The sequence below is a fragment of the Sodalis sp. RH15 genome, from assembly GCF_047324255.1.
Lineage (GTDB): Bacteria > Pseudomonadota > Gammaproteobacteria > Enterobacterales > Enterobacteriaceae > Acerihabitans > Acerihabitans ligni.
This window is the reverse complement of sequence record NZ_CP178738.1, coordinates 6016371-6028345: the sequence shown is the minus strand read 5'-3', so window position 1 is coordinate 6028345 and position 11975 is coordinate 6016371. Positions and strand designations below refer to the sequence as shown.

Annotated in this window: 8 protein-coding genes; all 8 read left to right on the top strand. The window is 54.3% G+C overall.

The features are described 5' to 3' along the window. Positions 1-16 precede the first annotated feature (16 nt). The 8 genes from tssK to ACL2XO_RS27170 all read left to right on the top strand — a co-directional run bounded on the left by tssK (position 17) and on the right by ACL2XO_RS27170 (position 11898). Positions 17-1366 (top strand): type VI secretion system baseplate subunit TssK, encoded by a 1350-nt coding sequence (gene tssK / locus ACL2XO_RS27205; protein WP_413741963.1) that lies wholly within the window; start codon positions 17-19, stop codon positions 1364-1366. Next, a complete protein-coding gene (tssL, locus tag ACL2XO_RS27200) occupies positions 1363-2034 on the top strand; it encodes a type VI secretion system protein TssL, short form (RefSeq protein ID WP_413741962.1) in 672 nt (223 codons plus the stop codon). The genes tssK and tssL overlap by 4 nt, the downstream gene beginning before the upstream one ends. A 1-nt stretch (position 2035) precedes the next feature. Next, positions 2036-3733, top strand: a complete 1698-nt coding sequence (locus tag ACL2XO_RS27195; RefSeq protein ID WP_413741961.1) for an OmpA family protein — start codon at positions 2036-2038, stop codon at positions 3731-3733. A 32-nt stretch (positions 3734-3765) separates the two neighbouring features. Next, complete coding sequence (locus tag ACL2XO_RS27190; RefSeq protein WP_132924354.1) at positions 3766-4257, top strand: Hcp family type VI secretion system effector; 492 nt, start codon at positions 3766-3768, stop codon at positions 4255-4257. A 168-nt stretch (positions 4258-4425) separates the two neighbouring features. Continuing rightward, positions 4426-7053: a type VI secretion system ATPase TssH gene (tssH, locus tag ACL2XO_RS27185; protein WP_413741960.1), complete on the top strand. Its 2628-nt coding sequence runs from the start codon at positions 4426-4428 to the stop codon at positions 7051-7053. Continuing rightward, entirely contained in the window at positions 7047-9548 is a 2502-nt protein-coding gene (locus ACL2XO_RS27180) for a type VI secretion system Vgr family protein (RefSeq protein WP_413741959.1), read from the top strand. The genes tssH and ACL2XO_RS27180 overlap by 7 nt, the downstream gene beginning before the upstream one ends. 107 nt (positions 9549-9655) lie before the next feature. Next, positions 9656-11248 carry a T6SS phospholipase effector Tle1-like catalytic domain-containing protein gene (locus tag ACL2XO_RS27175; protein ID WP_413741958.1) on the top strand — a complete coding sequence of 531 codons (1593 nt, stop codon included), beginning with the start codon at positions 9656-9658 and terminating at the stop codon, positions 11246-11248. Further along, on the top strand, positions 11245-11898 hold the full coding sequence (locus ACL2XO_RS27170; RefSeq protein WP_413741957.1) for a DUF2931 family protein: 654 nt from the start codon (positions 11245-11247) through the stop codon (positions 11896-11898). Before ACL2XO_RS27175 ends, ACL2XO_RS27170 begins: the two co-directional genes overlap by 4 nt. Positions 11899-11975 lie beyond the last annotated feature (77 nt).

Below are 11975 nucleotides of genomic sequence, written 5' to 3'. Positions count from 1 at the left end.
AGGGACAACAACCCCCATGAAAATTTACCGGCCTCTTTGGATCGAAGGCGCTTTTCTGGCGCCTCAGCAATTTCAGCAGCAGGCGCGTTGGGAAGCTTTTCACCGGAGCTGCCTTGACCGACTGAGCGTGCGATATCCCTGGGGCGTACTGGCCGCCCGGTTCGATACCGACGCGCTGCGGCTGAACCGGCTAAAAGCGGAGTATCTCCATGTTCGCATGGCCGATGGGAGTTTGATCGACACCGATCGCTGCGATACGTTGCCTCCCCCATGCGATATTGCCCAGGTTCTTCCCGCCGATGTTCGCCGGGTGGAGGTTTTGCTGGCATTGCCGCTGGAACACGCCAACGGCGGTAACTGCCGGCGGCAAGAGGAGGAAAAAGGGCATCCGGTCCGTTACCGCCAGGAGTGGGCGGAGGTACAGGATGTATTAGGCAATGAAAGCGAATCCATCGCGGTGGAACGCTATGAACTCTCGCTGCGTTTTGATTTCGACAAAAACGGCGAATATCTGACCTGCCCGGTGGCGCGGCTGTTACGTGACGGGCGCGGCAACTGGGAATTGGATCGACAGTTCATTCCGCCGTTATTATCGTTTGGCGCCGGTGATGAGATGTACCGCGCGTTAGGCCTGCTGATGGGCCAGCTACAGGCCAAGCGCCGACGCTTGATGGGGATGCGCCGGGAAAGCAACCAGAGGATGGCGGATTTCGCCGTGGCGGATGTTTCGCTGTTCTGGCTGCTTAATGCCCTCAATTCCAGCGAGCCGGTGCTGGCTGATTTACTCAGAGACCCGGCGGTTCATCCGGAACTGCTGTATCGCGAACTGATAAAACTGGCCGGTGCGCTGCTGACGTTTTCCCTTGACCAGGATATCGATGCGATCCCTCCTTATGACCATGAACGCTTGGAGACGGTTTTTCCACCGCTGTTCGGCCTTATCGGAACCTTACTGGAGGCCAGTCTGCCCTCGCGGGTACTGACGCTGGCGCTTGAGAGCATCGGCCCCAACTATTGGAAGGCACCACTGAATGATGTTCGCCTGCGCGAAGAAGCGGATTTTTATCTCTCGGTACGCTCCAGTGTGCCCGCCCATAGGTTACAAAGCCAGTTTCCCGCGCTGTGCAAAATCGGGGCGCCGGACGATGTGCACGAGCTGGTTAACACCGCTCTGGACGGAGTCCCCCTGGTTTGCCTGAGCCAAGTGCCTGCCGCGATACCTTTGCGTCTTGAAAATCAATACTTTGCCATGGATCTGAGCCATTCCGCGGCTCAAGCCATGCTGGCCGCCGGCTGTTGTTATCTTTATGTGCCGGGCTCGTTGCCTGATATACAACTCGAACTTTTTGCGGTGCTGCGCGCATGAAAACAACGCTTTCCATCGATAACCTGCTGTGCGAAACCTTCCTGACGGTGATCCAGCTGCGCAACGGGGCGGCCGCCGAGCAGGGCGAAAAACTCTATCAGCAGTGCCAGGGACAGGTTGAAGAGGTCCGTCGGCAATTGCTCCTGGCGGACTATTCCGACGAGAGCATCGATCATATTACCTATGCGCAATGCGCTTTGCTGGATGAAACCGTATTAGGCCGCGGTTTCGGCAATGACATCCCTGACGATGGGCATCAGATATGGCTGGCAAAACCGCTGCAGGCTCACTTTTTCAATACTCTTCAAGCCGGCGAGCGTTTATTTGAGCGGATAAGGACGGTACTGAACCAGCCCGCGCCCGATGAAACGGTTTTGATCTGTTTTCACCGCATCCTGGTGCTGGGGTTTCAGGGCCGCTATCGTAACCAGCCGCAAGGGCCGCGAGATCAATTGATAGCCGTTCTGGAGACCAAAATCCCTGCCCTTGAAACAACGCCGGCATCGGTATTGCTCAGCCCGGACGCTGACAGTCTTTATCAATTTTTCGGCAGGCGCTCTTTATGGTTTTGGGGCGGTATCGCCATCTTTTCAGTGGCCGGGCTTTGGTGGGGGCTGCACCATCATCTTCACATGCTGCTGACAGAACTGCTGCCGGAATCTCAATAAAATGCCAATCATGACGGTGCGCATGAAACGCGGATTATGGCTGCTTATTGGCGGTTTAACGCTGATGTTATGTCTGGGTGTCCTGCCTTGGGGAATGACGGCGCGATTCTTCAGCGGGGCGCTAACGCTGTCGGCCGTGGCGGGAGCCTGGATAATTTGCGGGCGGAAGGCATTTCCCGTCTCCGCCGAATATCAACATCTGCTGGCGGCATTGCCCGGTGAATGCTCCACGCCCATAGTGCTGGTCTGCGGCGACAGCGACGATCTGGATAGACTATTTGGCCCGGCATTGGTGCGTGAAATCCCCCACGGCTGCTACCTGCGGCTTGGCGCGGCCAAAGAGCTGGCCAGATTGACGCCTGTCCTCCTGGCGCAGCGTCCGGCTTGGAGGCGGCAACTGGCCGCAATGTTTTTTTTGTCTCCGCAGTCGCATACAGATCAGGGCGTCCTCCGGACGATTTTGCGCGGCTGGCATCATGAATTGGCGGGGATGTCCCGCAATATCGGCCACAGGCCGCCGGCAATGATATGCCTGTTCCTCAACGGCAAAGACGGCCCCTGGTATTTCTGCCCGACAGAGGGAGCCCTCGGCATAATCGGCGAGCTGGCAGCGTCCGGGCAGGAAACAGAGGACGGATTGTCCATAAAAAGCGGCGGGGAGCCTATCCATCACTTGCCCCAGATTATAGAAGCACAGGCCCTGTTGGCCTGGTACCGCGATACGCTGATGGCGGAAAAACCCGCCGACAAATATGGCTGCCCACCTCGAGTCCAATCGGATCTGGCGGTGCGCTTTACGTCAATGCCCGTCTTGAGCGGCAATGTCTGGCAACGCCATCTTGCGGCCCGGACACTGTTGCGGCCCGTGTCTTTTTCTTCCGCAAGGGAAATATCGTTACCTTTCCCCGATCCCCTGCTATGGATGCTGCCTCGGCCACAAGGGCCGACCGCCTGCCGGCGGGCGATGGCTTGGGGTATGGCGGTGCTGACCGGATATTGTCTTGCCGCGCTTTGCATCGTGGCCTGGAACAACCAGCGCCTGTTGATCCGCGTCGCCGCCGATTTGCAACGTTATCATAACATTCCCCCGTCGGCCCATGGCCCCAAGGCGTCAGCCCTGACGGTACTGGTTAACGATGCCAAGGAACTGGAGCTTTACCATCGGCAGGGAACACCGCTGCGCCTTGGATTGGGCTTGTATTCCGGCACCAGTCTTTACGCCGGGCTGCTGGCGGCCATTGACGGTTACATGCCGCCCCTATTTGTATCGGATGCACCGCAACCCCATGCGCCGGGTCCGCAAACCCTCAATCTTAACAGCCTGTCGTTATTCAATGCCGGTAGCGCCAGTCTTAAACCCGAGGCCACCAAGGTGCTGGTGGCCGCCTTGATGGATATCAAGGCGCAGCCGGGATGGCTGATAGTCGTCGCCGGCCATACCGACGACACCGGCAGCCACCGGCGCAATCAGGATTTGTCATTGGCTCGCGCCGAAGCGGTGCGTGATTGGCTGCGCACCATGGGCAATATTCCGTCCGGCTGTTTTGCGGTACAGGGCCACGGTTCCGCCCGGCCCATTGCCGGTAATGACACCGTGGCCGGGCGTGCGGCCAACCGCCGGGTCGACATCAGACTGATACCGGAGCCGGGGGCATGTCAACCCGTGGCCGGGATTCAGGCACCACCTCTTCGCCAATGAAGGCGATATTCATCAATAACAGGAGTTAACCCATGGCAATTCCCGCATATCTCTGGCTGAAAGACGACGGCGGCGCAGACATCAAAGGGTCTGTAAACGTTCAGGGTCGCGAAGGCAGTATAGAAATGACGGCTCTGGAACATAGCCTCTATATCCCCACGGATAATAACACCGGCAAGCTGACCGGCACCCGCATCCATACCCCCCTGGTTTTCACCAAGGAAGTGGATGCGTCAAGTCCCTACCTTTATAAAGCCGTCACCTCCGGCCAGACGCTCAAATCGGCGGAAATCAAATGGTACAAAATCGACGATGCCGGACAGGAAGTAGAGTACTTCAACACCCGGCTGGAAAACGTCAAGGTCGTGAAGGTGGCCCCGCTGATGCATGACATCAAAGATCCGGCCAAGGAGAGACACAACCACCTGGAGCAGGTGGAATTCCGCTACGAGAAAATAATCTGGACCCATAAAGACGGCAACATTATTCATTCCGATTCCTGGAACGAACGGGCTTCCGCCTGATAACCCGGTTCGCAGGCGGAAGCCCGCCTGCGGCCTTAGTGGCGTTATCTGAGCGGCGTCCGGAACGCTCTTCAGCTAAGACCATACACAATGCTTCCCTCACCGGACCGGGACACGGGCCGTGCGGTAGCTATCGCCTTCAAGGCCACTGAGACGAGACCTGACAATATGGACAACCATTGTGCCCCGTTATTGCGCCGACTGAACCCTTATTGCGCCGAAGCCTTAGCCGCCGCGGCCTCCTTATGCCAAACGCGGGCCCACGGGGAAATTACCGTCGAACATTGGCTGCTCAAACTGCTTGAGCAGGGAGAAGGGGATATCACGGTGATCGCCCGCCGCTATGAGTGGGATATGGATGACCTGTGGCAGGGACTGTTATCACAGCTTGAAAAGCTGCCCCGCAGCATCCAGAGTAAACCGCAGCTTTCCAATGCGTTGCAGAGGTTAATCAAATCGGCCTGGCTTGAGGCCTCGCTGCAAGAGAACATTGAGCAAATACGCTCGGTGCATTTACTGTTTGCATTGATATCCACGCCTTCGTTGTTGCAAACCAAAACGCCCTGGCTGCCGCCCGGCCTGGGCGATGCCCAGCTCAGCCGTCTGCTGCCGCTGCTGGATATGCAATCGGATGAACGGCCACAGTGCCCACAGCCGGACATTGCGTCCATGCTGTCTTCATCGCTGCCCACAGATCCCCCTTCGGTATCCCAGACGCAACAGATATTGGACAAGTTCACGCTGGATTTAACCGCCAAAGCCCGTGCCGGGCAGATTGACCCGGTATTAGGGCGCGACGCGGAAATCCGGCAGATGATCGATATCCTGTCGCGGCGACGCAAAAACAATCCGATTCTGGTGGGCGAGCCCGGCGTGGGTAAAACCGCGCTGGTTGAAGGTCTGGCACTGCGCATTATCAGCGGCGAGGTGACGGATAGCCTGAAATCCGTCAGCGTACGTACCCTGGATCTAGGTCTGCTTCAGGCTGGCGCGGGGGTAAAAGGAGAATTTGAACAGCGTCTGAAAAACATCATCGAGGCCGTACAAAATGCCCCCAGCCCGGTACTGCTGTTTATCGACGAAGCCCATACCCTGATCGGCGCCGGTAACCAGGCGGGCGGCGCCGATGCCGCCAATCTGCTGAAACCCGCGCTGGCCCGCGGCGAGCTTCGCACTATCGCCGCCACCACCTGGGGGGAATATAAACACTATTTCGAACGTGACGCCGCCTTGGAACGGCGTTTTCAAATGGTGAAAGTGGCCGAACCGGACGATGACACCGCCTGCCTGATGCTGCGCGGGCTCAAAGAGCGCTATGCCGTCCATCACGGCGTGCATATCCAGGACGACGCGATACGGGCCGCCGTCGCCTTATCCCGCCGTTATCTCACCGGACGGCAATTGCCCGACAAGGCCGTAGACCTGCTTGATACCGCCGGGGCGCGGGCACACATGAGCCTGAATACCCGGCCGGATAAACTCATGGAATTGCAAAACCAGATTACCGCGCTGGATATGGAACGGGAGTCACTGCTACAGGATTCAGCCACCGGATTTACCTCCGGCACGGATCGGCTGCTTGACATCGATATCCGCCGTGAAAAGCTGCACGAAAAGCTCAATGCCGTCCAAGAACGCTATCAACAAGAGAAAGAGCTGACGAAACAGCTACTGGCCGCCAGGGGGAATAACATCCTCGACGGCCATGTCGACGCTTTACAGCAAAAGCTGGCGCTGTTGCAGGGTAATTCGCCAATGATATCGCCGGATGTAAATGTACGTATGGTGGCCTCGGTGGTGGCGGATTGGACCGGGATCCCCCTCGGCAGTCTGTTGAAAGATGAACAGGTCAATTTGCTGGGACTGGAAAACACGCTGTCGCAAAGGATCATCGGTCAACATCGCGCTATTGAGTCCCTGGCGCAACGGCTGCGGGTGGCAAAAACCGGGTTGACGCCTGAAAACTGTCCTTTAGGCGTATTCCTGCTGGTTGGATCGAGCGGCACCGGCAAAACAGAAACCGCGCTGGCGTTGGCCGATGCGCTTTTTGGCGGAAACCGTTCCTTGATAACCATTAATCTTTCCGAATATCAAGAGCCTCACACCGTTTCCCAGCTCAAGGGATCGCCGCCGGGCTACGTCGGGTATGGCCAAGGCGGCGTGCTCACCGAGGCGGTACGTAAACGTCCTTACAGCGTCGTGCTGCTGGATGAGGTGGAGAAAGCCCACCCTGACGTACTCAATCTGTTCTATCAGGTATTTGATCGGGGCGTGATGAGGGACGGCGAGGGACGGGAGATCGATTTTCGCAATACCGTCATCATGATGACCGCCAATCTCGGCAGCGATAGGCTGATGGCTGCGCTGGAACAGCAGCCGGATGCACCGGATAGCACATTGCACGAACTGCTGCGCCCCATTTTGCGCGATCGTTTTCAACCCGCCCTGCTGTCGCGTTTCCAAACCCTGATATACCGTTCGCTCGATGCCGCCGCCATGAAGCGCATTGTCCACATCAAATTGCAACAGGTAATCCGGCGCCTGCACCAGCATTACGGTTTGCGCTGCGAATACACCGACAGCCTGCCGGAGGCGCTGGCAGCCGCCTGCCTGTTGCCGGACAGCGGGGCGCGCAATATCGATAGCCTGCTGAACCAACAAATTTTACCGGTGCTGAGCCAGCAACTTTTGCAGCGTCACGCCGAGTTGCGCAAACCGCTCGGCTTGAAACTGGACTACAGCATAGATGAAGGCATTACCCTGGACTTTAGCCACGAGGAGCGCAAGCCATGTTAAACGCCGCTAATATTCTGCCGTTCGAGCATCGCCAGCATAAGCTCCTGGTGTGGGACAATAAAACGCCTCTGGATGTGCTGGCGTTTACCGGCGAAGAGCATCTCAGCCGCCCGTTTCGCTACCGTATCGAACTCACCAGTCCGGCAAAGGATATTCCTTCAACCCAAATGCTGATGCGGGATGCCACTTTTACCCTCAATGCAACGCCTGCCGTATTGCCGGAGTTCGGACTGCCGGCGCCGGCTGCGGCCCCGTTACGCTCGATCCACGGCGTGGTTGCCGGATTTAAACGCCTCTCCGCCTCCAGGGACGAAAGCCGCTATGAAGTTACCTTGGTCCCGCGCCTCGCTCTGCTGAGGAACAGCCTGCAGCACCGCATTTACCAGCATTTATCCGTACCGGAAATTGTGGAGAAGGTATTGCGCGACCGCCACTGCTTTAAGGGCCAGGACTTTTTATTCACCTTGGTCCGCGTTTACCCGAAACGCGAACTGGTGATGCAATACGGCGAGGACGATTTGACCTTTATCAGTCGTCTGCTGGCCGAAGTGGGGATCTGGTTTCTCTTCACCGCCGACCCGCGGCTCAACATCGACGTGGTGGAATTTTATGACGACCAGCGCCACTATCGGTCCGGTTCGCTTCTGCCGCTACGTAACCCCTCGGGCCTGGATGCCGGCGGGGCTTCCTGCGTCTGGGACTTGCAAACGGCGTACCGGGTGGTGGAGGGCCGAGTCAGTACCCGCGACTACAATTATCGCGATGCTTCGGCGCTTATGGACGGTGAGGCGGATGTAACCCGCGGGGACAAGACGACCTACGGTGAAGCCTATCATTATGCGGACAATTATCTCACCATCGGCGACAAACACGCGACGGACCCGGAGCCTGAAAGCGGAACGTTTTACGCCCGGCTGCGCCATGAGCGCTACCTGAACCGGCAAACCAAACTGAAAGGTTTTACCAGCTCCGCCATACTGGCTCCCGGCCAGGAACTCAAGGTCCGGGGTGAGAATGCGCCGGGTGTATTCCAGGAAGGCGCGGTGATAACCGGCATCCGCAGCCGTGCGGCGCGAGACAGGGGTCTTGAGGTGGAGTTTACCGCCATCCCCTATTCGGAAATCGTCTGTTTCCGCCCCGAGCCGACGGCGAAGCCGGTAATGGCCGGCACCTTGCCGGCCCGGGTAACCAGCACGCGCGTAAATGACACCTACAGCCATATCGACAGTGACGGACGCTACCGGGTGTCGTTCGATTTCGATCGTGATGAATGGCAACCCGGCTTTGAGAGCCTGTGGCTGCGTCAGGCGCGGCCCTATGCCGGCGATACCTATGGATTGCATACGCCGCTGTTGGCGGGCACCGAAGTGGCGATAGCCTTCGAACAGGGCAATCCTGACAAACCCTATATCGCCTATGCCCTGCATGATTCCAAAACCCCGGATCTCGTCACGCTGCAGAACTACAAGCGCAACGTGCTGCGCACGCCGGCAAACAACAAACTGCGGCTGGACGACACGCGGGATCGGGAGCATATCAAGCTCAGCACCGAGTATGGCGGCAAAACCCAGCTTAATCTGGGGCATCTGGTGGACAGCGGCAAGCAGCCCCGCGGCGAGGGGTTTGAGATTCGAACCGACCTGCACGGGGCAATACGGGCGGCCAAGGGCATCTTCATCAGCGCCGATGCGCAGCCGAAGGCCAATGGAAATCAACTGGATATGCAGGCGGCCATTGAGCAGTTAGATAGGGCATTATCTATCGTTAAAACATTGTCTCAGGCGTCAGAACTCGCTAAAGCCGAGCTGGCTGAAGAATCAGGACAACAGCGATTAAATTCAGCATTACATCAACTGGCCAAAGCCGGGCTTGTGGTCCATGCCCCCCATGGCGCTGCGGTGCTTAGCCCGGAAAATGTACAGCTTTCATCAGGGCAAGGCTCGGTGTCGCTGACGGCGGGAAAGAATGCTGATATCAGCGTACTGAAAACATTTATGGTCGCGGCGGGTGAGGCAGTTAGCCTGTTCGCCAAAAATAAGGGAATGAAGCTCTTTGCTAATCGCGGCAAAGTCGATATCCAAGCACAAAATGATGCGCTCTCCGTTTTAGCGGGAAAAAATATCGATATTGCAAGCGTTGAAGGTAAGGTGCAGATCACCGCCCAAGATGAACTATTGCTGAATTGCGGGAATGCGTATATTCGAATGAAAGGCGGAAACATTGAATTGGGTTGCCCGAATAATATTTTATTGAAATCAACCTGTGTACAAAAAATGAATGCCGCCAGCTACAGTGCGCCGACGGTTACGTTGCCTTCAGGCTTTAGCGAGTTCTTTATCGCGAAGGATGAAACAACAGGGGAAGTACTGCCGAATAGACGCTATCGCATAACAACCGCTGAAGGAAAGGTATTTGAGGGCGTCACTGATATGGAGGGAAAAACAATGGAAATTACGACGTCATCTCCGGAAAAGATAAGCATTGAATTTTCATGATTTTGACGATTATTCGTTAACCAAAGATCATTGCGGCACGATGACTATAATAAGGCGTCGTCTGTTTTTATGCCGCCACGGAAATATTCGATATCCACAGCAATAATATGAAAGATAATCAACAACCACACAATCAACAAAACGAAGAAAAGTCAGTAGTGACCAGTTCAGGAAATACGGCACCTTTTGCAAAAGGCATACCGGTGTCATGTTCGGCGATGCCGAAAAGAAAAATAACCTTGACGCTGGGGGTGTTTTTTGACGGCACCGGGAATAATGCGTTTAACTCGACTCTGCGTCAAAAGAACTGCTCTGCGGAATCTGTAGGTTATAATGATAGTGAGGCTCAAGGAATTTTAAATGCCTGCGAGGCAGATCGTTTTGGCCTGCGGGGAGATATAGCGCGAATCAGTTATGATGGTTCTTATACCAATATCCATTGTTTATATAATTTATATAGAAACGATAGTGTTCCAGATTTCTCGACGTCAGAAGAAAATCTTCAGTTCAAATATTATGTGGAAGGTATAGGCACTATTAATGGAGAGTCTGATTCCAGTATAGGTATGGCTACCGGAAGAAGCAGCACCGGTATTATCGCTAAAACAAATCGGGCGATTGATGTCATAAAAGAATCTTTACCAGTATCATTGGAATATTATACAAATGTGGAAATAGTTAAAATTCAATTTGATATTTTTGGTTTTAGCCGGGGTGCCGCCGCCGCACGCCATTTTTCTAATAGAATCAGAAAACGAGATAATGAATTATTCTCCTCACTAACAGATATCTTTCAAAGCGCTGAAATTTCTATTTTAAATCTTGCCAATCACTCTATACGTTTTATGGGGTTATTTGATACCGTGGCAGCTGTTGCCACCCCTGTCCCGAGCAGCTCAGATACCGGTGATGTCAATATCTATCTTCCGGTAGGCATAGCAAAAAGAGTCTTTCACATCACTGCAGAGCATGAGTTTAGGCACAATTTTTCATTAAACAGCGTGAAGCCGGGTTATCCGGAACTCTCGTTGCCAGGCGCGCACAGCGATATTGGCGGCGGTTATCATCCATTAGAAACAGAAGACTACCTTATAAGTCGCCCAGAGTACAATACGGTCCCGGTATCAATGGAAAACAACTCTACAAGCGCTTATAAAAGGTCAGAGCTGGAAAAAAAGGCGCGACTTGCCGATCCGATATGGGGACCGATGTTACAAAAAGCGGATACCTGGATTCAACTTTGGGATGAGCCGGTACCTTCTGAAAAGCAATCGGGAAGGTTGAAATATGTTGGTGCGGCCATACGCATGCAGCGCAATGTGTCCAATGGTTGGTCATTAGCCATATTGCGGGTGATGCTTGATGCGGCCGAAGAGGCGGGATGTATTTTCGATAAGGGTAAAATAAACGATCGGTATCCGGTGCCGGCAGTGCTGCATACGTTGATGGATAAAGCGCGCGCACAAGGCAAAGCCATAAGGAAGGGTGAAAACATTATTCCTTTCAATTCCGATGAATTAGCTCTGTTGGCAGAAAAATATATACATTGCTCGGCAAATTGGAAAGCCATAAAGAAAAACCCAAAAACTCAGCAAGATATTTTTGATGATGGAGCAAGTTTCGCCGTTATTTTTTTTCCAAACAGGCCTACGGAGAATGGAAAAAGAAACGTTTATGACTTACAAGGAAAAAAATTATGAAGTATCTATTATTAATTATAATATTGCTTTCACTCATTTCCTGTAAGGCCGGTAATAAAGAGACAATTAAAACCGGCACGTCAGGATGGCCGGGGAAATGGTATTATTCAATAGTAGACCCGTATATGTTTCCTGCAGAGCCAAGGATAGCAAGAATGATGAACACCAAGGGTGATGTATACGAATCTGGTTTGATTTTAAAGGGTGTCGGCGGCCTTAATCCTGCCAGCCAAGGAAAGTGGGGAGATAATGCTTTTGCCATGATAAGTACCAATGACGCTGTCCCCGGAGTGCCCTGGATTTTCAGCATATGCTGGTTCTCGGTAGTGGAGCAAAAAACCTATGAAAGCACTATTACCATTCCAAAGGAGGGGAGCGATTTGATGCAGGAAGAGGCTTTCTATCGTTTGGACTCAGGTCGAATGAGAGGGGCGTATCGAAGAGTGGTTTATTTCGGCCTGGCGCCAGGCGGAGCGATAAAAGCTTGGCTGAGAAACCCGGGCCCTGACGGAAAGAGGGTTGTTATTGCTGAAGGAAGCAGCGTCTCTGAAAAGGAGATGAAATGGTGTCCTGAAATAGTAGGATATCAAGTTCCGCAAGATACTAAGGACTTTATAAAAGATAAACAGTTTCCTTATGGAGAGTGGTAAGTTGTAATGACAGACACATGATAGCCGGCGGCCTTAATCCTGCCAGCGAGGGTAAGTGGGGAGATAATGCTTTTGCG

What these genes read in the sequence shown, in the direction of transcription:
- tssK (WP_413741963.1), top strand. Translation starts at nt 17, where the DNA reads ATGAAAATTTACCGGCCTCTTTGGATCGAAGGCGCTTTTCTGGCGCCT.
- tssL (WP_413741962.1), top strand. Translation starts at nt 1,363, where the DNA reads ATGAAAACAACGCTTTCCATCGATAACCTGCTGTGCGAAACCTTCCTG.
- ACL2XO_RS27195 (WP_413741961.1), top strand. Translation starts at nt 2,036, where the DNA reads ATGCCAATCATGACGGTGCGCATGAAACGCGGATTATGGCTGCTTATT.
- ACL2XO_RS27190 (WP_132924354.1), top strand. Translation starts at nt 3,766, where the DNA reads ATGGCAATTCCCGCATATCTCTGGCTGAAAGACGACGGCGGCGCAGAC.
- tssH (WP_413741960.1), top strand. Translation starts at nt 4,426, where the DNA reads ATGGACAACCATTGTGCCCCGTTATTGCGCCGACTGAACCCTTATTGC.
- ACL2XO_RS27180 (WP_413741959.1), top strand. Translation starts at nt 7,047, where the DNA reads ATGTTAAACGCCGCTAATATTCTGCCGTTCGAGCATCGCCAGCATAAG.
- ACL2XO_RS27175 (WP_413741958.1), top strand. Translation starts at nt 9,656, where the DNA reads ATGAAAGATAATCAACAACCACACAATCAACAAAACGAAGAAAAGTCA.
- ACL2XO_RS27170 (WP_413741957.1), top strand. Translation starts at nt 11,245, where the DNA reads ATGAAGTATCTATTATTAATTATAATATTGCTTTCACTCATTTCCTGT.